This window comes from Elusimicrobia bacterium HGW-Elusimicrobia-1, from assembly GCA_002841695.1.
Lineage (GTDB): Bacteria > Elusimicrobiota > Endomicrobiia > PHAN01 > PHAN01 > PHAN01.
In genome coordinates this window covers 46081-67147 of the sequence record PHAN01000006.1, presented here as the reverse complement: position 1 = coordinate 67147, position 21067 = coordinate 46081, and the positions used below count along the sequence as shown (strand labels likewise).

At 55.2% G+C, this 21067-nt stretch carries 23 protein-coding genes; all 23 read right to left on the bottom strand.

The annotated features are described in order from the left end of the window. Positions 1-2: 2 nt before the first annotated feature. Positions 3-1661, bottom strand: coding sequence for a hypothetical protein (locus CVU77_05070; protein PKN01471.1), 1659 nt, complete (start codon positions 1659-1661; stop codon positions 3-5). 36 nt (positions 1662-1697) lie between these two features. Continuing rightward, positions 1698-2543 carry a 4-hydroxy-3-methylbut-2-enyl diphosphate reductase gene (locus CVU77_05065; protein PKN01470.1) on the bottom strand — a complete coding sequence of 282 codons (846 nt, stop codon included), beginning with the start codon at positions 2541-2543 and terminating at the stop codon, positions 1698-1700. Then, the gene (locus tag CVU77_05060) at positions 2540-3193 is read right to left on the bottom strand and encodes a 1-acyl-sn-glycerol-3-phosphate acyltransferase (GenBank protein PKN01504.1); all 654 of its coding nucleotides are present in this window, start codon (positions 3191-3193) and stop codon (positions 2540-2542) included. The genes CVU77_05065 and CVU77_05060 overlap by 4 nt, the downstream gene beginning before the upstream one ends. Further along, positions 3165-3845, bottom strand: a complete 681-nt coding sequence (locus tag CVU77_05055; GenBank protein PKN01469.1) for a cytidylate kinase — start codon at positions 3843-3845, stop codon at positions 3165-3167. Before CVU77_05055 ends, CVU77_05060 begins: the two co-directional genes overlap by 29 nt. Next, entirely contained in the window at positions 3842-5113 is a 1272-nt protein-coding gene (aroA, locus tag CVU77_05050; GenBank protein PKN01468.1) for a 3-phosphoshikimate 1-carboxyvinyltransferase, read from the bottom strand. The genes CVU77_05055 and aroA overlap by 4 nt, the downstream gene beginning before the upstream one ends. Next, complete coding sequence (locus tag CVU77_05045) at positions 5110-5967, bottom strand: prephenate dehydrogenase/arogenate dehydrogenase family protein (protein PKN01467.1); 858 nt, start codon at positions 5965-5967, stop codon at positions 5110-5112. Before CVU77_05045 ends, aroA begins: the two co-directional genes overlap by 4 nt. A gap of 5 nt (positions 5968-5972) precedes the next feature. Beyond that, positions 5973-6986 (bottom strand): 3-deoxy-7-phosphoheptulonate synthase, encoded by a 1014-nt coding sequence (gene aroF / locus CVU77_05040; protein PKN01466.1) that lies wholly within the window; start codon positions 6984-6986, stop codon positions 5973-5975. Continuing rightward, the gene (locus tag CVU77_05035; protein PKN01465.1) at positions 6983-8152 is read right to left on the bottom strand and encodes a histidinol-phosphate transaminase; all 1170 of its coding nucleotides are present in this window, start codon (positions 8150-8152) and stop codon (positions 6983-6985) included. Before CVU77_05035 ends, aroF begins: the two co-directional genes overlap by 4 nt. Positions 8153-8170: 18 nt before the next feature. Further along, positions 8171-9238 (bottom strand): prephenate dehydratase, encoded by a 1068-nt coding sequence (locus CVU77_05030; GenBank protein ID PKN01503.1) that lies wholly within the window; start codon positions 9236-9238, stop codon positions 8171-8173. Between the two features lie 2 nt (positions 9239-9240). After that, the gene (locus CVU77_05025) at positions 9241-9939 is read right to left on the bottom strand and encodes a hypothetical protein (protein PKN01464.1); all 699 of its coding nucleotides are present in this window, start codon (positions 9937-9939) and stop codon (positions 9241-9243) included. Further along, a complete protein-coding gene (locus CVU77_05020; protein PKN01463.1) occupies positions 9939-11039 on the bottom strand; it encodes a type IV pili twitching motility protein PilT in 1101 nt (366 codons plus the stop codon). Before CVU77_05020 ends, CVU77_05025 begins: the two co-directional genes overlap by 1 nt. A gap of 33 nt (positions 11040-11072) precedes the next feature. Then, the gene (locus CVU77_05015; protein ID PKN01462.1) at positions 11073-12191 is read right to left on the bottom strand and encodes a cell division protein FtsZ; all 1119 of its coding nucleotides are present in this window, start codon (positions 12189-12191) and stop codon (positions 11073-11075) included. Next, entirely contained in the window at positions 12192-13430 is a 1239-nt protein-coding gene (gene ftsA / locus CVU77_05010) for a cell division protein FtsA (protein ID PKN01461.1), read from the bottom strand. Positions 13431-13538: 108 nt separating this feature from the next. Continuing rightward, a complete protein-coding gene (locus CVU77_05005; protein ID PKN01460.1) occupies positions 13539-14246 on the bottom strand; it encodes a hypothetical protein in 708 nt (235 codons plus the stop codon). Between the two features lie 156 nt (positions 14247-14402). Further along, positions 14403-15305, bottom strand: coding sequence for a D-alanine--D-alanine ligase (locus CVU77_05000; GenBank protein ID PKN01502.1), 903 nt, complete (start codon positions 15303-15305; stop codon positions 14403-14405). A 71-nt stretch (positions 15306-15376) separates the two neighbouring features. Further along, positions 15377-16297, bottom strand: coding sequence for a UDP-N-acetylenolpyruvoylglucosamine reductase (locus CVU77_04995; protein ID PKN01459.1), 921 nt, complete (start codon positions 16295-16297; stop codon positions 15377-15379). Further along, positions 16264-17628: a UDP-N-acetylmuramate--L-alanine ligase gene (locus tag CVU77_04990; GenBank protein PKN01458.1), complete on the bottom strand. Its 1365-nt coding sequence runs from the start codon at positions 17626-17628 to the stop codon at positions 16264-16266. The genes CVU77_04995 and CVU77_04990 overlap by 34 nt, the downstream gene beginning before the upstream one ends. Before the next feature lies 1 nt (position 17629). Continuing rightward, positions 17630-18031: an NADPH-dependent 7-cyano-7-deazaguanine reductase QueF gene (locus tag CVU77_04985; GenBank protein PKN01457.1), complete on the bottom strand. Its 402-nt coding sequence runs from the start codon at positions 18029-18031 to the stop codon at positions 17630-17632. Positions 18032-18079: 48 nt separating this feature from the next. After that, positions 18080-18613 (bottom strand): hypothetical protein, encoded by a 534-nt coding sequence (locus CVU77_04980; GenBank protein ID PKN01456.1) that lies wholly within the window; start codon positions 18611-18613, stop codon positions 18080-18082. Next, positions 18610-19266, bottom strand: coding sequence for a glutaredoxin (locus CVU77_04975; protein ID PKN01455.1), 657 nt, complete (start codon positions 19264-19266; stop codon positions 18610-18612). Before CVU77_04975 ends, CVU77_04980 begins: the two co-directional genes overlap by 4 nt. A gap of 15 nt (positions 19267-19281) precedes the next feature. Next, positions 19282-20295, bottom strand: a complete 1014-nt coding sequence (locus CVU77_04970) for a thioredoxin-disulfide reductase (GenBank protein ID PKN01454.1) — start codon at positions 20293-20295, stop codon at positions 19282-19284. After that, entirely contained in the window at positions 20292-20783 is a 492-nt protein-coding gene (locus CVU77_04965; GenBank protein ID PKN01453.1) for a 3'-phosphoesterase, read from the bottom strand. Before CVU77_04965 ends, CVU77_04970 begins: the two co-directional genes overlap by 4 nt. Then, positions 20780-21007: a hypothetical protein gene (locus CVU77_04960; GenBank protein ID PKN01452.1), complete on the bottom strand. Its 228-nt coding sequence runs from the start codon at positions 21005-21007 to the stop codon at positions 20780-20782. Before CVU77_04960 ends, CVU77_04965 begins: the two co-directional genes overlap by 4 nt. Positions 21008-21067 lie beyond the last annotated feature (60 nt).

Here is a 21067-nt window from a genome sequence, read left to right as displayed (position 1 = left end):
GATCAAATTTCGTCCAGCAAGTCGTTCAGGGACGGGCCCGGTCTTTTGGCGGAATATTTCGCCAGAAGTTTTTTCTCCTGTTCGATTTCAAATTTTCTGACGGATATTTCTATCCTGCGTCTCGTGGCGTCGCTCTCCATGACTACCCCGCGCAGTTTGTCGCCGGGTTTTATAAGTTCCGACACTTCGTCGCCTTTTTTGCGGGTTATCTCGTTTCTGGGCACAAAGCCCTCCACTCCGGGCTCTATTTCAACAACCACTCCCGCGGGCATCACCGTTATTGCCGTGCAGTCCAGCACTGTTTTTTTCTTGTATTTTTCGAACGGATTTCCGCGCAAATGTTTCAGCGACAGTTCCAGCCGCTGCTGCTGCGGGTCGAATTCCAGCACGCGAAGTTTTATTTCCTGTCCAGTTTTGAGCATCGTGGCGGGGTTCGACACTTTTTTGAACCAGTCCAGATTTTTTACGTGCAACGTGCCTTCCAGCGCGTCCCCCACTTTTACGACGGCGCCGAAAGGCGTCACTCTCATCACGATTCCGGAAACCTCGTTGCCGGCTTTAATGCCTTCGGCGGCTTTTTCCCACGGACTCGGCGAGAGACGCCGCAGGGAAAGAGATATTTTATTCTTGGCCGCGTCGATAGATATTATTTTGGATTTTATCCCGGAACCTTTGGGAAACAGTTTGGCCAGGTCGGGATTGGGATTCTGCCAATCGACTTCCGAAATGTGCAGAAGACCGTCCACTCCGGGCTCGATGGCGCAGAACACTCCGAATTTAGTGGTATTTCCGGTGACGCAGTCCACCGTTGAGCCGACGGAATATTTTTCCCCGACTTTTTTCCACGGGTCGCCGCTCATTTGCTTTATGCCCAGCGATATCTTTTTTGCGGCCGCGTCCATCGAAAGAATTTTCGCGCTGACTTTTTGGCCGACCTTTATGTGTTCGTCCATCTTGCCCACGCCGCCCCAGCTTATGTCGCTGACGTGCACGAGCGCGTCTATGCCGCCTATGTCGACGAACGCCCCGAATTTGGCAAGCGATACGACTGTCCCGTCGACTTCGTCTCCGACGGCGTACTTCGAGAATATTGCCCCCGCCGCTTTTTCTCTTACAATGTCGGCCGCCAGACGCTCGGACACGACAATGTTGCCGCCTTTCATCTCTATTATCAGACAGCTGAACTTTCGTCCCGACGGCTTGTCGTTCTTTCTGAGCGCGTGGGCTCCGGGCATGAACGCCTCGGCGCCGCCGCCCAAATCGACCATATAACCGCCCTTAGTCGCGCGCAGTATCGCGCCTTCGACGGGTGTTTTCGACTCGAAAGAGTTTTTAAGGTTAAGCGAGGCCTCTTTGCGGAAAACGTCCGCCCATGAGAGAAGCGGATTGCCGCCGTGCGCCGCCGAATAAGGGTGGACAACCTTGAGTTTCAGTGGCGCGGAAAGAATTTCCTGCGGAATGACTTCATTGCCCGAAACCACGGCTTCGCGTTTATGGCCTATGTCGAAAAGGTATCCCTCCGGTGATTTGCGCACGAAGACGCCTTCGACTATCTGTCCGGGCGTAAGATGCGCTATGTCGGATTCCCTTAAGAGTTCCTCCATAGTGATGTCGTCCGTCTCTTCGACGGTTTCCTGGATTTTCTTTTTAGTGTCTTCCATGATCTTCTGGCTCCTGTGAGTTATTATACTTATGGTTTATCGGCCGGCGCTTATTTTTTTTATGCGCCCGGCGACTTCTCTGGTTATTCTGTCAGGCGTGGACGCTCCCGCGGCTATACCGACGGAAAGTTTTTTTCCGACGAACCATGATTTTTTGAGTTCGCGCGATGTTTCTATGTGGTAGGTTACCGTGTGTTTGCGGGATATGGCCGCAAGTCGTTTTGTGTTGGCGGAATTCTTCCCTCCGACCACCACCATTATATCAGATTTTCGGGCTAATTTTTCAACCTCGCTCTGTCGCAGCGATGTCGTGCGGCAGATGGTGTCGAATATCATGGCCTCGGCGTTGCGTTTTTTTATGTAGCGCGAAATAGCCGCGAAATCTCCCACGGATTGCGTTGTCTGGCTCAGAAATCCTATGCGCCCGCGCAAATCGAGTTTGGATGCCTCGCGCGGAGTTTTGATGACAGCGGCATCCTCGGCGTAGGATACCAGACCTTCCACTTCGGGGTGATGCGCGTCGCCGAGTATTATCACCTTGCGGCCTTCGGCTGAGAGTTTTTTTACGATTCGCTGAGCTCTCCCGACGAAAGGGCAGGTGGCGTCTATGACCCTGACTTTTTTTGAAACCGCTTCGGGAAAGTCCTTCTTCATCCCGTGGGTTCTTATTACCAGAAGACCGTCTCTGAGCCGCAGGGCGTCGTCGGAAGAATTGAGCGTTTTGACACCTTGTCTCGACAGGGATCTTATGACCTGCGGATTGTGTATTATGGGTCCGTTTGTGTAGATTTTATCGCGTCCCGACGAGAGTTTTTCCACGATATCGACGGCGCGCTTGACGCCGAAGCAGAAACCGGAGTTTTTCGCTATGGTGATTTTCATCGGTTGCCGCCGGGGCTCAGGGAGTAAATTTTTTCTATGATTTCGAGAGTGTAAGCGGCGTAATCGTCTTTTGACCCGGCCGGCGGAGGCGCAACGGGTTTCCCCCAGATTATTTCTACCGGTTTGAATGAAAAGAAATAACCGGCGTTAATAATTCTGACCGGAATAACAGGCGCCTGAAATTTCGCGGCAAAGTATCCCGCTCCGAGTTTCGGCGGTTTTTTTTGAGGCGCCGGCGCGGCAGCCGTCTTTTTCTTTCCCCTCGTGCCTTCCGGAAAAAGCAGCAGGGGCAGGCCGCTTCCGAGGATTCTGAAAGCGGCGCGCACCGCGCCTATGTCGGAAACGCCTCTGTCGACGGGGAATACGTTTACGCGCGGCAGAAGCCATCCCAGGAGCGGCGAGGAGAATAATTCTTTTTTGGCCATATAGCTTAACGGCACGGGGCTTGCGGCGCCGACGAGCGGCGGGTCGAGCCAGCTTGAGTGATTGGGAGCCACTATGAACGCGCCCGACGAAGGGATATTTTCCGTTCCCCGCACTTTTACGCGGCGCAGAACAATAAAGATTATTCTGCATAAAAAATAACCGACACGGTATACCGCAGTCGTTCGCGCGAACGGGCTACTTAAGTTTTTTTTTGTTTCGGACATAGTCGAATATTACTTTGGCGACTTCTTTTAAGTTCAGGCGGGTGGAATCGATAACCTCGGCGTCTTCCGCGCATCTCAACGGATTTATTCCGCGGTTTTTGTCTTTGTAATCCCGCTCGGCTATCGCCGATTTTATTTTGGCGAGGTTGACTTTTTCCCCTTTTTTTAAGAGTTGATTATAGCGTCTGCGCGCCCTCTCTTCTATTGACGCGTCGAGATAAAATTTATATTTTGCGTCGGGGAATACGCAGGTGCCTATGTCGCGGCCTTCCATTACTACGCCGCCTTTTGAGCCCATTTCCTGTTGTTTCTGCCTGAGTATGTTTCTTACGCCGCCCAGCGACGCTATTTCGTTGGTGTGCCGCGATATGCTTTCTTTGCGTATTTCAGGGGAGACGTCGCGCCCGTCGACAAAAACGCTTAAAGCCCCTCCGGTATTTTTGAGACCTATGTCGGTTTTGCGCGTCAGAGCCACCACGGCGTCTATGTCGCCGAGGTCGATTTTTTCTTTCAGGGCTTTCCACGTGACGGCGCGGTACATGGCGCCGGTATCGATATAAAGATACCCGAGTTTTTTGGCGACAATTTTGGCTATGGTGGATTTTCCCGCTCCCGCGGGGCCGTCGATGGCTATGACGTTTTTCTTTTTCATGATTTCACCCTCGCGAGCGTTTCATAAAAGTTCGGGAAAGAAACCGCGGCGCATTCGGGGCCGGTTACGATGGTTTCTCCTTCGGCGGCAAGAGAGGCCACGGCCAGAGACATCGCCATGCGGTGGTCGCCCCGCGAGTCCACCCGCGCGCCGCGCAGGCGCGACGGGCCTTCGACGCGGAAGCCGTCGGGCAGTTCGTTTATGCGCGCGCCCATTTTCGAGAGTTCGCCGACGACGGATTTGATTCTGTCGGTTTCTTTTACGCGGAGTTCGGCGGCGCCGGTCACCGTCGTGGGGCCGTCGGCCAGGCACGCGGCGACGGCGATAATGGGAAGTTCGTCGATTAAAAGAGGAATTTCGGCTTCCGCGATGTCGACGCCCCTAAGGCCGGCATATTTCACGGTGATGTCGGCGACCGGCTCGCCGCCGGCGTTGCGTGGATTGTCCACGGTAATATCGGCGCCCATGCGGCGGAGGACGTCGATGACGCCGGTTCGCGTGGGATTTACGCCGACGCCCGTTATCGTTATATTTGAACCGGGAAGTATGGACGCCGCCGTCATAAAAAAAGCCGCCGAAGATATGTCGCCGGGCACTTCAATGGTCTCCGGCGAAGCCAGCCCCGACGGGCCTTTAACGGTGACGGAGCAGCCGGCGGCGCCGCCGTCGGACGTTCTGATGTCGACGCCGAAGTCAGTCAGCATTCGTTCGGTGTGGTCGCGGGATTTGCGGGGCTCGCGGAAAGTCGTCAAGCCGTTGGCGTAAAGTCCGGCCAGCAATACGCAGGACTTCACCTGGGCGGAGGCGATGTCCGACGAGTATTCAGCGGCGCGCAGTTTGCCGCCTTTGATTTCGACGGGCAGCTTTCCGCCCGTGGTTTTTACGGCCGCGCCCATCGCATTAAGCGGCCGCTCGATTCTGCCCATCGGCCGCGACGACAGCGACGCGTCGCCGGTTATAATAGTTTTGAAGTTTTGTCCGGCCAGTATTCCGGCCAGCAGGCGCGCTGTGGTGCCGGAATTGCCGGCATAGATATCGCCCGCCGGCGGCGTTAACGCCGTCCCCCGTCCGTCGATGAGGACTTCGGTTCCGCGGTCGTCTATGGACACGCCGAGGGCGCGCATGGCGGCCATTGTAGAAAGACAGTCGTCCGAGCGGAGGAAATTTTTTACGAGGGTTTTTCCGCGGGCTATGGACGAAATCATCAGCGCCCTGTGGGAGACGGACTTGTCGGCCGCGACTTCAATCCTGCCGGATATACGATTCACTTGCCTGAAACTCCGTCGAGAGAATCTCTTTTTTTCTTGGCGGATGCAAAGATTCGCGCCAGCGCGGGTTTGGACTTCGCGCGGGCGATTTTCGAGAGTTCTCCGGCGAAAACCCGAACCGCCTTAAGAGTTTCTTTTTTATTGGAAAGTATTATCTGCGCCCATAAATCGGGCGCAGATGAAGCGATGCGCGTGGAATCCGCAAAGCCCGCGCCGGCGAACCTGAGGTCGCCGTATCCGACGGAGTTCGCAAGGGCGTAGGCCACCGCGTGCGGCAGATGGCTTGTGCGGGCGAGTTTGGCGTCGTGCGCCGACGGCGACAGCCGCGCGACTTTGGCGCCCGCGGCTTTCCAGAGTTTTTCGACAAGGCGGACGGCTTTGCTTCCGGATGTTTTTCCCGGCGCAACGACAGCCGTCGCTCCGGCGAACATATCGCGCCGCGCGTTTCGCACCGACGTTTTTTCGGCTCCGGCTATCGGATGCGCGCCCACGAAAAACACGCCGGCTTCGCGGAGTGTTTTGGCGCGCTTGTCGACGGCATCGACAATGATTTTTTTTACGCTTCCGACATCGGTTATCACCGCTCCGCGCTTGCAGAAGGGCGCCACGGCGAGCGCGGTTTTGGCTATCATATCCACGGGCAGGCAGATGAAAACGACATCGGCGTCTTTTACGCCGGCTCTTGCGTCGAGGGAGTATTCGTCGACGGCTCCGAGGCGGCGGGCGAGTTCGAGCCGCGCGCGGTTTCGGCCTACGCCCGTCACACGGATTTTTTTACCGCCGATTTTCAAGGGGCGCAGAGCCATTCCTATGGATCCGCCTATGAGTCCGGCGCCTATTACGGCGATTTTCATAAAGTTTATATCTGCCTTCCCACGGCGGCGGCCACGAGTTTGAGCTCCGACATGAGTTTTTCAAATTGATGGGGCAGCAGCGACTGCGGACCGTCGGAGAGCGCCTCTTCCGGTTTCGGGTGGACTTCTATGAGAATGCCGTCGGCTCCGGCGGCTACGGCCGCTTTTGCCATTGCCCCGACATGTTCTCTTATGCCTATTCCGTGCGAAGGATCGACGAAAACCGGCAGATGCGAGAGTTTCTTTAAGACCGGCACGGCGTTCAAATCCAGAGTAAAGCGCGTTGAGTCCTCGAACGTGCGGATTCCGCGCTCGCAGAGAATTACCTTGTGGTTGCCGCCCGACATTATGTATTCCGCCGAAAGCAGGAGCTCTTTTACCGTCGTGGCCATTCCGCGCTTGAGAAGAACCGGTTTGCGCGTTTTTCCCACGGCTTTCAGCAAGTCGTAGTTCTGTATGTTTCTGGCGCCTATCTGTATTACGTCGGCGTATTTGACGACCGGAGCAATCTGCGTTATGTTCATTACTTCCGTGACGGTAATGAGACCCGACGCTTTTTTTGCTTCGGCAAGAAGTTTTAATCCCGCCTCGCCGAGTCCCTGAAACGCGTACGGCGACGTCCTGGGCTTAAACGCTCCGCCTCTTATTCCTTTGGCTCCGCAGGATTTTATAAGACGGGCGATCTCCACGAGAATATCTTTTTTCTCGATGGCGCACGGACCGGCTATGACTACGATTTTGTTGCCGCCTATTTCCACGCCGTCTATTTTTATGACGGTATTCTCTTTTTTGAATTCCCTCGACGCCAGTTTGTAGGGTTTCTCGATTTCGCTTATGTGGTCTACGACCTCCATCGCCTCGAAGGCCTCGCGGTATTTTTCCGCCCTTTCGCCTATCATTCCGATGATGGTTTTGTCTACTCCGCGCGACACGTGCGGAGTGTATCCCAGCGACTTGATTTTTTTTACCACGGCGTCGACGTCTTTTTTCGCCGCGCCGTTTTTCAGTGTGATGATCATTGTTGTTTTAAGCCCTGCCGCGCCCGCTTTTGGCGTTTGCGCGGCCCGCGCTCTCCTTTTTTCATTATTTTTTTTAATTCTTCGACGAAAATCTTGTTTTCCGACGGCAGTCCCACGGTAACGCGGAAATGTTCGGGCAGCCCGTATTCGTCCATTGCCCTGACTATTACGCCTTTGGCAATCATCCGGCGAAATATCTCGGCGCCGGAGAGCTTGCCGGCTTCAACGAGTATAAAGTTGCCCGCAGTTCTGAGGAAACCAATGCCCGCGTTCTTCAGTTCGCGGTAAATAAAATCCCGCCCCGATTTAAGCGCGGTAAGCGACGCGGTCACGTGTTTGTCGTCGGACAGGGCGGCAATGCCCGCCGCCTGCGCCGTGGTTGACACGTTAAAAGGCGGGCGCACGCGATTGAGTTCCGCGGCGACTTCTTTTGAGCAGAGGGCAAGTCCGAGACGCAATCCGGCAAGTCCGTGAATCTTGGAAAAAGTTCTCAATACGACAATGTTCGGATGCCGCGCGATATATCTTGACGAATCCGGATAGTCCGGGAATTCTCTGGCGTACTCAAAATATGCCTCGTCCACGATTGTCAGCGGTTCAAGTTTTCGCCGCGCGAGATTTTTTAGAAACCGTTCTAACTCAAGCGCCGTATTGTATGTGCCGGTCGGATTGTTCGGGTTGGCTATAAAAACCGCTTTTGTGCGGGAAGTGACTGCGCGCGCCATCGCTTCAAGGTCGTGACTCAGGCCGGAAACACTCACTTCGACGGTGCGCGCCGACATAAGTTCCGCCGCCATTTTATATCTGATGAAAGCGTGTTTGGAAACTACTATCTCGTCGCCCGGGCTAAAATAAGTTTTGGCTATTATTTCGATAAGTTCGTCGGAGCCGGCTCCCGCGACAATATTTTCGGGGGCGATGCCCAATTTTTTGCCCGCCTCCGCACGGAGCGCGGAGGAATCGCTGTCCGGATAGCGGAATATGCCGGCTGCGGCTTTTCTTACGGCTTCAACCGCCGCGCGGCCCGCGCCCAGAGGGTTTTCGTTGGACGCGAGTTTTATTACGGATTTGATTCCGTATTCTTTTTTTACCGACTCAAGGTCGCGCCCCGCCACGTACGGAGCGAAGTTTTTTACAGCTTTGCGCACAAGTTTTTTTAGTTTCATAATGAGTTCCGGATGGCGTTATTCGGCGCGCGGGTAAGAGCCCAGAATCTTTACCGAGCGCGCGCTTCTGTCGACGGCGGTCAGCGCCTTTTTGACTTTTGAGTCGTTGATATGTCCGAGAAAATCTATGAAGAAGACATAATCCCACGCTTTTTTTTTGCTCGGTCTCGACTCTATTTTCGTGAGATTGATGCCGTGTCTTTTGAAGGCCAGCAAAATATCGTTGAGCGCGCCGACGCGGTCTTTTATGGAAATCATCACCGATGTCTTGTCGCTGCCCGACGGCGATGACATCCCGCGGCCTATTATCAGAAAGCGCGTGTAGTTTGTCCTGGAATCCTCTATGCCTTTTGCAAGGATATTCAGCCCGTACATCTTTGCGGCCGCCGAGCCGGCTACGGCAGCCGCGGAAGATTTGCCGGCGGCTATTTTTGCGGCGTGAGCCGTCGAGAGTGTTTCGACTACGCGCGCGCCGCCGAGATGCCTTGAGAGCCAGTTGCGCGTCTGCGCTAGCGCCTGATGATGCGAATACACGACCTTGATTGAACCTATAGAGGACGATTTGGAAAGTAGGCAGTGTTCTATGGGCAGATTGATTTCCGCGGCTATTTTAAGGTCCGAGTCGAAGAACATGTCAAGAGTGTGATTTACCATCCCCTCCGACGTGTTTTCCACGGGGACAACGCCGTAGTCGGCGCGGGATTTTTCGACTTCCTCGAAGACCCCCGATATCGTATCGGCCGCTATGTAGACGGCATTTACGCCGAAGCTCTTGAGCGCCGCCTGATGAGTGAACGTCGCCTCGGGGCCGAAGTACGACACGGAAAGTTTTTTTTCGACGGAGCGTGTGGCGTTGAGGATTTCCCTGAAAATATTTTCAAGCGACTCGCGGGTGAACGGCTTTACGTTTCTGTCGCGAAGTTTCATAAGCACTTCTTTTTCGCGCGACGGCACATAGTATTCCGCGTCGCGGGATTTCTTTATCCGGCCTATTTCCGCGGCGAGTTTTCCCCTCTCGACCAGCAGCGCGATGATTTTTTCGTCCACGCCGTCGATTTTTTTTCTCAAAGGCGCTATCTTAATAATGCTCATTTGTCTGGCTCCCGTCGTTTGCCTGTTATTGCGGACATCTTCAGAAAAGCCGCGTGTCTTCCCGCCGCTTTTCCCTGACGGCGGTAAGAAAAATAGTCGCCTCCGCCGCAGCATGTGCAAATGTTCGCCGGCGATATATTGGCCGCCGGAACTCCGGATGCTTTCAGGCGGGACATTATGAAACCGCCCAGATCCAGTTTTTTGCCGTCGAAGAATTGTCCGAACTCGCCGCCGACATCCCCGCCGACTTCGTAGCAGCAGGCGCCTATGTGAGGTCCTACGGCGGCACGGATTGACGACGGATTTTTAAACAGCGACGCGGCTTTTTCGACTATACCCGCCGCCGCGCCTTTCCGTCCGGCGTGTACGAGAACGGCTCTTTCTTCGGATGCGCCAAACAGATACACCGCGGCGCAGTCGGCTGTGCGTATGACTATCGCCGGAGAATCTTCGCCTGAAACCGCCAGGCCGTCGGCGGCGGCGAATTCGCGGCCCGCGTCGGTGGCCGCCGCTTCGACAATAGCGGTTCCGTGCGTCTGAGAGCAAATCGCCGGACGCTCGTCGCCGAAGGCCTTCCGCCTTGCGGCCGCGTCGCTCATATCGCCGAGGCCCGCCAGAGTGAAGGCGGCGTCCGCGCCGATTTCCGCAAAGCCGGTTTCAATGAGCCGGTCGCCGTCGCGCCGCCAGGCGGACATCAGAATCTTTCCAGAATGTTGGACGCGGAGGCCGTAGACGATTCTATGCCCCTTATGGAAAGCATAAGTTCTTCGGGATTGGTGGCAATTTCCAGCGCGTCCTGCAGGTTTATTTCTTTGTTTTTGACGAGAGCCAGCAGCGCCTGATTGAAACTTTGCATTCCGTAATACTGCCCCTGTTTCATGGCGCTTATTATCTCGACGTTGTTGTTTTCGGCTATAAACTTTTTGACAAGGCCCGTGACGACCAGTATTTCGGCCACGGGCAAACGTCCTTTGCCGGAGGCGTTCGGCGCCAGTCGCTGCGATATTACCGCTTTGAGCGTGTCGGAGAGCTGCAACCGTATCTGGTTTTGCTGGTGCGGCGGGAACATGTCGATTATGCGGGTTATCGTCTGCATTGCGTCGATGGTGTGCACGGTGGACAGCACAAGATGTCCTGTTTGCGCCGCCGTAAGCGCGGTGGCCATGGTTTCAATGTCGCGCATTTCCCCTATCAGAATTACGTCGGGGTCCTCGCGGACGACGTGCTTGAGGGCCTCCGCGTAGTTTACGGTGTCCAGGCCGATCTCGCGCTGAGTGATAATGGATTTTTTATCTTTGTGGATAAATTCGATCGGGTCTTCGACGGTAATTATATGCGCCGCCCTGTTTTCGTTGATGTGGTTGATGATTGCGGCCAGGGTGGTCGATTTTCCGCAGCCCGTGGTGCCGGTGACCAAAACCAGTCCGCGTCTGTTTTCGGCGATTTTGGCGATTGAAGCCGGCAGTTTCGTGTCGGCCAGCGACGGCACCGACACGGGGATGGCGCGCACGGCGATGTTCAACAGCCCCCTCTGCCGGTACACGTTGAGGCGGAAACGCGAGCCGTCTTCCATGGATACCGCCATATCGCATTGAAAATGATCTTTGAGCATGGCGCGGTTTCTGTCGTCGAGCAGCTCGCCGACCATCTTTTCGACCTCCGCGGCGGTATGCGTCGCTCCTTCGATTTTTGCGATCACTCCGTCCACGCGCAGCGCCGGAGCCGAGTCGGATCTTATATGAAGGTCCGATGCCCCCGTCTCCGTCATTTTCTTAAGCAGTTCCGCGAATTGCATCTGGGTTCTCCCCGCCGTTATTTTCCGTCGCGATTATTTGAATTGTTTTTTCCAGCTGAGATAAGCCGGAATCTCCACGTTGCCGTGACTTTTTTCCGGCGGTTTCGACGGATGTTCCGGAAGCGTTTTCGATTGCGCCGGAGTTTTCCTGAGAGTTTTGGGCGCGGGCGGAAGTCCGGAAGCCACGACGGTAACTTTCAGGCGATCCTCCATGTCGTCGTCCCTTACGGTGCCGTACGCAAAATCGGCTTCGGGCGATACCGCGTCCCTGATCAATTCCATGATTTCACGCACTTCGTTGGTCATAAGTTTTGCCGATGCCGTAATGTTGACGAGTATCTTCCTGGCGCCGGCTATCGAGACATTTTCAAGCAGAGGATTTTCCGTGGCCTTTCTTGCGGCGGTTCTGGCTCTGTCCTCGCCGGACGCTTCGCCCATTCCTATATGCGCCTCGCCGGCGTCTTTTAAGATGGCTTTGACGTCGTTGAAGTCGCGGTTCATGATGCCGGGTTTCACTATGATCTCCGAGATTGCCTGCACCGCCTGTCTGAGTACGTCGTCGATAATGACGAGCGCCTGCTCCAGATGAGTGGTTCGTTCGTCAATGACCACGAATATTTTGTCGTTGGGTATTGTAACGAGAGTGTCGACGTGTTTTTTGAGTTCATCTATGCCCTGATTCGCCTGTTTTCTTCTTATTTGCAGTTCGTACTCGAACGGCGTGGTGACCACTCCGACGGTAAGTATGCCCATAGAGCGCGCAATTTCGGCGACTATCGGAGCGCCTCCGGTGCCGGTGCCTCCGCCCATGCCGGCTGTTATAAATAACATATCGGCGCCGGTCACGACTTCTCTTATGCGGTCTTTGGATTCCTCGGCGGCCAGACGTCCTTTTTCGGGGCTTCCTCCCGCTCCGAGACCGGCGAGCAACTCCTTGCCGAGTTGTATCCGCGTGCCCGCCAGCGACGACCGGAGCACTTGCACGTCGGTGTTCATCGCAATGAATTCCACCCCTGAGAGTCCGCAGTTTATCATGCGGTTGACGGCATTGCCGCCGGCGCCGCCGATGCCGATCACTTTTATTACCGCGGGACTTTCGGAGAATTCGGGTCTGCCGCGTCTGATGCCGTCGTCGTTATTATTGCCGATCATTTAGAATGCCTCTTCCCACCATTTGGATACGGATTGCCACATCCCCTTGCCGCCGCCGCGCCTGGGTTTGGCGGAACGCGTATCGCCGAAGTGATATTTCAGCATGCTTATGGCGGTGTGATAAGACGGATTGCCGACTACGTCGGCTTCGCCTTCCACGTCGGTGACTATGCCTACGCGCGCCGAGAGTTTAAGCCATTCCTGAAAGGCCTCGTCGATACGTTTTAAGCGCGAGCCGCCTCCGGCCAGTATCACTCCCGCGGCGAAAAGTTCCTGCGAATAACCGACCTTGGCCACGGAGTCGGCCATGAAAGTCACTATCTGGTCGAGACGGGATTCTATGGGCGGGATTATTTCCTGACGTTTTATTTCGCGGGGTGTTTTATCGTCTATGCCGGTGTAGGAGATTTTTTGCGACGCCTCGTCGGCTTTCATGAGTTTTTTCATGGCGACGCCGTATTTTTCTTTTATCTCCGCGGCGGTTTTGGCTTTTGTTTTCAGGAAATGCGCGAGGTCTTTTGTGATGTTGTCGGAGCCGACCTCGATTTCGCTTGAGGTCTGTATTCCGCCGTTCTGGTAGAGCACTATACCCGTCGATAATCCGCCTATATCCACAAGTATGCAGCCGAGATCTTTTTCTTCCTGAGTTACGACACACTCGCCCAGCGACAGTACTCCATAAATGAACTCGACTACGTCGAAGCCGGCTCTGGCTATGGCTTTTTGAATGTTGTTGAGATGGTCGCAGGATGCGGTGATGACGTGAATTTCCACTTCAAGGTGGCTGCCGTCCATTCCGACGGGATTGAGAATTCCCGTCTGAGAGTTTACGGTGAAGCCCTGCGGTATCGAATGAATTATTTCTCTGTCGGCGGAAATACGGATGTTTCTCTTGGCGGTTTCAACTGCGGCGTCGACGTCTTCCTCGGTGATTTCCTTGTCGGTGCGGGATATGGCCACGGTTCCGCGGCTGTTGTGAGATTCAAGGTGAGATCCCCTCAGCGCGACGTAGAGATGTTTTAATACCTGATCAGAGGACTCTTCCGCCGATCTCACGGCGGCCTCTATGGCTTCCGAGGCCTCTTTGACGTCCACTACCACGCCATTTTTTATGCCCTTCGTCTCGACTCTGCCGGCGCCCAGAACTTCTATGATGCCGTTGTCCGACGGCCGACCCACCACGCAGACCACATGGTTGCTGCCCAGATCCACGCTTCCGACTATGTCTTGCTTCGCCATTTCGTTTCTCCGTCGGTAAATTCACCGCGTCCTTACGCTTACGTCCGCCTGATCAATTTAATCGCGCGTCCGTTTCACCGTCGCCGCGGTATTTTTTTATCGCCTTGATTATATCTTTTTCCCCTGCGGCATTACAACCACGCGTTCGAGGGTTTCGGGCGATTGAGTAAGGTCGATATAAAGGCATCCGCCGAACCTTTTTTTTGCGTCGGCCATTATGAGGTTTATACGCGCGATTTTGGCCGATATGGCCTTCAGGGCATTTTTTGACGAGGGTTTTTCCGGCGTTGCGCCCCACAATACGGCGGTGTCGTCGTCGAGGGTAAGATGCATTGAGACGGAATCGACTGAAACGGACTTCACGCGTTTTTTGAAAGCCGCGTCGACATCGCCGAGCGCGTCGAGAAAAGCGACGATGCCCGGCGCGGCCTCGTCGGGAGGTTCGAGTATTTCGGGGAGTCCGGCCCGGTCTTCGTCAGTGGGAGCAAACAGCGCCATGTGCTTGTCGACGGCGTCGAGCCGTCCGTTTTTTTTGATGACTGCCTCGGCTTCGCGTTCCGTGATTTTAACGATTACCGCCGCCGGAGGGCGTTTGCGAAAGGAAACTTTTTTCACGCGCGGATGTTTCTCCATTATCCGCTTTGCGACGCCTTTGTAATCGGCGTTCCAGACGGTCGACTTGCGCAGCGGTTCGAGTTGGGGCATAATTATTTTTTCGTCGACGCCGCGGAGGCCTTCAACGGATATTTCTTTCACCGCGAACCGCGCGGAGCCCAGATAGTCCGTTATGCCGTTTCTGGCGGCCATGAATCCCATAATGCCGAGCGCCGCCGTCGTCAATGCGGCCGCGGCCAAACCTATGGCGCGGAGACGTTTTCTGCGGACTTCGCTCCTTAATCTGACCTTAATTCTTTTTCTTGGTTTTCTCACGATAAAATCCGGGAAAGATTTTTTTTGAGTCAGCCGGCGCTTTTACCGGCGGGCGGCTTTAAGAGAAGCTCTTATCATGCGTTCTATCAGGCGCTCGAATGATATGCCGGCCGCCCTGGCCGCGTCGGGAAAAAGCGATGTGGCGGTAAGGCCGGGAATGGTGTTGACTTCAAAGACGTAAATGCGTCCGTCCGGCGCCACTTTCATATCCACGCGGCCGAATGCCCGGCATCCGAGCGCGCGGAAAGATTTTGCCGCAATCTTGGACGCTTCTTGCGCCGCAGCGGACGTTATGCGCGCCGGAACTATGTGGTCCGACATCCCCGGGGAATATTTAGACCGGTAATCGTAGAAGCTCCCCTTGGGAACTATCTCTATGAGCGGCAGGCATTTGCCGTCCAGCACGGCGGCGGTAATTTCGACGCCGGGAATGTATTTTTCTATCAGAGCCGTCGAAGAATATTTGAGCGAGCTTTTAACGGCTTTTGAGAGTTCGCTGCGGTTTCGGGCTATGGCCACTCCCACCGCGGAACCCTCGTCGGACGGCTTGACCACGCACGGAAAAGTTGTCGCGGGTATTTTCGTTCCTCGTCGCGCAAGCTGTCCCGCGGGTGTGCGTATGCCCGATGCTTCCAGCACCCGCTTTGTTTCGGCTTTGTCCATCGCAAGAGCCGACGCCGCCGGACCCGAGCCGCAGTATCGGAATCCTGCGGATTCAAGTTCCGACTGCGCCGCGCCGTCCTCGCCGTATTTTCCGTGCAGAGCGATGAATACGAAATCCGGCCGCGCGTGTTTCAGCCGCGCGAGCCACGAAATGTCGCGGCCGACGAGAATTTTTATCGGCGTCGCTCCAAGTTTTTTTAGCGCTCCGGCCACCGCCGCTCCGCTTCTGAGCGACACGGCTCTTTCCGATGACGGCCCGCCGAGCAGCACCGCTATTTTCATTTTTGAAATGTGTTTCGGAATCCCGGCCGACGGTTTAATCGGCGGATGGGCCGCGCGTTTTTTGTTTGCGTTCATTTCACAACCTTTATTTCCGGCTCAAGCGTCACGCCGAACTTTTCTTTTACTTTACCGGCGGCGGCTTCCATCAGCGCCAGAACGTCGGCCGGCGAGGCGTTGCCGGTATTGACTATGAAATTGGCGTGTTCGTTCGATATCATCGCTCCGCCGATTTTAAGACCCTTGAGGCCGCAGTCATCCATCAATTTTCCGGCGGGGGCGGTTCCGGCGGGGTTTTTAAAAACGGATCCGGCCGACGGCAAATGCGGCTGCGCCGCGACTCTCCGCGCCATTATAGCGTCGATTCGTTTGAGTATCTCGGAAGGTTTGTCCGGTTTCAGAAGGAAAGTCGCCGCAAGTATAGTAGAAGACGAGAGCGACGAACTTCTGTATGAAAACTCCGCGCCGCTTTTCGGGATTGATTTTACTTCCAGATTAGCGTCGAGAGCTTCGGCGGATTCAAATACGTCGGCTACGGAGCCGCCGTTGGCGCCGGCGTTGCCCGCCACGGCCCCTCCGACGGTGCCCGGTATTCCGCTCAACGTTTCCAGGCCGGACAATCCCTCTTTTACCGCGAAGGCCTCAAGCGTGCCCATTCTGGCGGCGGCGCCGGCGGTTACGGCGTTTCCTTTGCGGGATATCTTCCTGAAATCGCCACCGAGCGCGACCACTACTCCGTCGTAAACAGGGGAGGCGAAGAGCACGTTCGACCCTGCGCCCAGCAAAAAATATTTTTCTTTTTCGGCGCGAAGGAGCGACAGAAGATTTTTTAGTTCGGCAAGATTTTGCGCGATTACAAAGTATTTGGCGGTTCCGCCCGCGCGGAATGTGGTCCGGCCCGACAGCGGCTCGTTTTCTTTTACGTCGGAGGCGACGGCAAGAATGGCGGCTTTCGAGACACTCACCGTCCGGCGGCCTCCGATAATATGCCCGATATCGCGGTTACATCTCCCGCGCCGAGAGTCACCACCACATCACCTTCTTTCAGACGCGCGGCCAGAGACGGACAGTCGCCGGACGAAAAATACTCCGCCGCGCCGCCGGCGGCTTCGATTTCTTTTTTTATAAGGCGGCTTGTTACTCCGGCAATCGGCTTTTCCCCCGCCGGATATACCGGCATCAGGAAAATTTCGTCGGCGGCGGAAAGCGACCGCGCCAGATTTTTGTACAGGAGTTTCGTGCGGCTGTAGCGGTGCGGCTGGAAAATTACCATCAGGCGTTTCGGACGCCAGCGTTCTTTCACGGCGGACAGTGTGGCTTTTATTTCCGTGGGATGATGTCCGTAGTCGTCGATGATGACGATCCCGCTGCGGCGATATTTCGTTTCAAGACGCCGCGCGACGCCGCCGAAAGACGCGAGCGCCGTTTTTATTTTAGAAAATGGAATATCGAGTTCCATACCGCAAACCGCCGCCGCCGCCGCGTTAAGGGCGTTGTGCCGTCCCGGAACGCCCCACGTTATTCTGCCTACGGTTTTAGATCCCTTTGAAATAACGAACGAGGTGTTCGCCGCGTCGCTTCGGAAATTTGACACGGTGTAATCCAAACCCTTGCCGAAACCGTACGTGGCGTATCTCCTGTTGACCGACGGTATGAGTTCGCGGATGTTTTTGTCGTCGGCGCATAGTATCGCGCAGCCGTAAAAAGGCACTTTATTGATGAAGTCCAGAAATGATTTTTTAAGCGTTTCCATAGTGCCGTAATAATCCAGATGGTCGTCGTCGATGTTGGTTACTATGGAGAGCGCCGGCGAAAGTTTCAGAAACGAGCCGTCGGATTCGTCCGCTTCGGCGACAAGATATTTTCCCTTGCCCAATCTTGCGCCGCCGGATATATTTTTCAGACGCCCGCCGACTACCACCGTCGGGTCGAGCCCGCCTTCGGTAAGTATAAGAGATGTAAGAGAAGTCGTGGTGGTTTTTCCGTGAGTTCCGGCGACGGCTATGGTATATTTGAGGCGGGCTATTTCGGCAAGCATTTCGATGCGCGGGATAACGGGAATTTTACGGCGTCCCGCCTCCGCGACTTCGGGATTGTCCCGGCGCACGGCCGTGGACGTCACGACGACGTCGGCTCCGGCAAGATTAGCCGCGCGGTGACCCACGGAAAATTTCGCGCCGAGTTTTGAGAGGCGCTCGGTCGTTTCTGATTTTTTAAGGTCGGAGCCGGATACGCGGTAGCCGAGATTCAGAAGAACTTCGGCGATGCCCGACATCCCCGAGCCGCCTATCCCGACGAAGTGGATTCTTTTTATGTGGTCGAACATTTTATTTTTTGCGGTATTGTCTCGTCACGGTTGTTTTTATCCCGCCGCGAAGGTTGAACGTAATTTCCACCGTCAATTCGCGCGGACGGACAGCCGCGGCCAGGTCGTCGCAGATTCGATTGGCGGCGTCTTCGTGCAGAATTCCGACCATACGGTAGGACTGTATGTAAAACTTGAAGGCCTTAAGTTCCGCCACTTTTGTATCGGGCACGTATCTTACGGCCAAATGCGCGAAATCGGGAAGCCCCGACCACGGACAAAGGCAGGTAAACTCCGGAGTTTCGATGAGGATATCGATTTTTTTCCGTCCGCCCTCGTACGGCATGGCGCGCATAAGACCGGGCGTTATGCGGTTAAACACGGGCGCGGCGCAGGCGGATTTTGTCGTATGTATTTTTCTCATAATCTATAGCGCGTAGTATACAAAAAATGCGGGATATTTTGATAGTGCTCAGCGGCGCGGCAGGCCCAGAAGCCGCGCGGCTTCCGCGCGGACTTTTGGGAAATTGTGACGGGTAAGATAAAGCGCGGCGCAGTCGGGGCGTTTTGCTATGTCGTCGGTAAACAGGCGGGACTTGGGCAATATCGTGGCCAGCATCAGGCCGGAATCGGACGCGAGCCAGCGGAGTATGTCGACGCGGAAGGCCTCGCAGAGCACGTCCATCGAACCTATCTCGTCGAGAATGGTTATTTTTTTTGACCTTACGCTCTCGTCGGCCGCCGGTATGGCGACGTCTTCCAGAGCGTCCAAATCAACTCGATATTTTTTGAATTTTGCGATCCTGCCGCCCGCGAGGTCGGCGGCATTTTTTGAGGCAAACACTCTTTCTACGCCGTCGAGAGTTTTTATTATCAAAACGTTTCCCGGCGTCTCTTGCGTGTAAAACCCGCCGAAGAAATCCGGATAAGCCGCGGCCAGGGATTTTACAAGCGTGGTTTTGCCGGCTCCGTGATTGCCGGCTATTATGATATTTTTAGACATCATTGCGCCGCGGCTTTAACGCGCTCCAAAAGAGCCGCCTCCGAGGGAGCGCCTTCGACGGAGTCCTTGTCGGCGATTACGATTTTCGGGACTCTCATTACGGAATGTTTTGAGGACAAACTCATAAAACCCGCGGCGTCAATCATGGACGCCGTAATCTTGCCCGCGCTCTCGTAGGCGAACTTGTGGGCGAGTTGCACGGCGGCGGGGCAGTACGGACAGGACAGCGTGACGAAAACTTTTAAGTCGACGGTTTTTTGCAGTTCCGCGACGGCTTTTGCCGTCTCGGCGGAAAGTCCCGCTCCGCCCGCCGAAACGAGTTTTACCGCCGCAACAAAGGAAGCCAACTCGTGACCGCCGGGAATTCCGAAAAAGCGTATGCCCCGGTCCCGTCCGCCGGCGTCAAGCAATATTATGGCCGGCGCGGCGAAAACTTCGTATTTGCCGGCGGACTCGGCGTCGTCCGTTATCACAATTTTGCGGACGTTTATTTTACCGGCGGCGGCATTGGCTGTCTCGTCGAGGAATTCGGAAGTTTCGCGGCAATGGCGGCAGTTGCCGTCGGGGTCGTCGAAAAATACTATGTTGACCGTCGACGATAATCCCGAGAGTTCGTCTTTAAGCCGCTCAAGTATTTCGCTTGAAAGTATGCTCATTTTCCCTCCAGCCCGTCATTTTTTCAGTCCGACCAGATATCTGTACGCGCCGAGGGCGGCCTTGGCGCCTTCGCCCGCGGCGACGATAATTTGCTTCTCCGGCACGTCCGTGACGTCTCCGGCGGCAAATATCCCCTCGACGGAAGTCCGCGAACGGCAGTCCACTTTTATTTCGCCGGAGGAATTAAGTTCCGGCAGGCCGTCCGCAAACGCGCTGTTGGGCTCCAGGCCTATCTCTATGAATATTCCCTGCGCTTCTATCCGTCGAAGATTTCCGTCGGATGTTCTCACGCTCACGGCTTCGACCGTATTTTCGCCGACGATTTCGGAAATCGAGGCCGGCATTATTTTTTCGACTTTCGGAGTTTCAACCTTGCCGCGCAGCACGGGGTCTCCGGTCAGTTCCGGCAGATTGTTGACGAGATATATTTTCCGCGCGACTTTCAGCAAGTCGTTAACGGCCGTAAGCGCCGAGTTTCCGCCGCCGACGACGACTACGTCCTTGCCGCCGAAAAGCGGCGCGTCGCAGGTGGAGCAGTACGCCACGCCTTTTCCGACCAGCTTTCTCTCGCCGGGCACCCCGAGTTCTCTTGAGCGCTTTCCGGATGTAATCACCAGAGAGCGCGCGCGGAAGTTCTTGCCGCTTTCCGTCGCGACGGAGAATCCGTCCGGCTCTTTTTTTATCGAGGCCGCGCCGTCGTTTTCCACGACGGCTATCGGGAATTTTCTGACTTGCTCGTCGAATTTTTCTATGAGCGATTTTCCCGATATGTATTGGTAGCCCATATAGTTTTCGATTTTAGCCGTCAGCAACGGCTGGCCGCCGATGTCTTTTGTTATAAGTACGGCGTCGAGCATTTTGCGCGACGCGTAAACCGCCGCGGTCATTCCCGCCGGGCCCGCGCCGAGTATGGCCAGGTCGTAGAGTTTGCCGGCGTCGGCGGGTTTAAGAGACGCCGCCGGACACGACGCGGACGGTTTGGGAGCCGCATTATCTTTGTCGTCGAGAAAAAATTCAAGTTCGCTCATATTTTCCTCTTAAAAAAAAGCCAGTTTCTGCCGCCGGTGTTTATGAGAGCGTAGTTGCCGCGGAGTTTTTTGCCTTTGAAATCGACTAATATTTCGCGCGCCTCGCGTTTAATCGCGCCGTATGTTCCCTTGTCCCAAATCTCGACGGCGCCCGCGCCGTAGTTGCCTTCCGGTATGGTACCCTCGAAGGATGCGTAACTCAGAGGATGATCTTCCACGCGCACCGCCAGACGCTTGACGAGCGGTTCCACGGGCGGTTCTTTCGGCACGGCCCACGACTCGAGCGCGCCGTTGTTTTCAAGCCGCAGATCCCAGTGGAGATGAGACGCCGCGTGTTTATGCACCACGAATATTCCGCCTCCCGCAGAGGCATCTTTGTGACGGGCGACGACAAATCGCCGTCCGTCGCCGGCAGGTTCCGGCGTGCGCGTAAAATCGCGTTTTTGCGAATATGATCCCGACGATATTCCGGCGGTTTTCGCGCTCATTTTTTTCTGACGTAACCTTTGATGATACTCCCTTCGAGGAATACACCGAGGCATTGTTCGCCGGCCATTGAGCACCACGCCGGCAAATCTTTTTGGAAACCGGGGTCGTCGGCGGTGATTTCCAGGACTTCGCCGGGTTTTAGGGATTCAAGTTCGATTTTGGTTTTTACGACGGGCATCGGACAGAAAAGGCCGGTGCAGTCGATTTTTTTTGACGCTTCCATCGCGCTACTCCGTTTGGCCGGGTATTTGACGCTCTTTGATTTTAATACAATCGCATTATT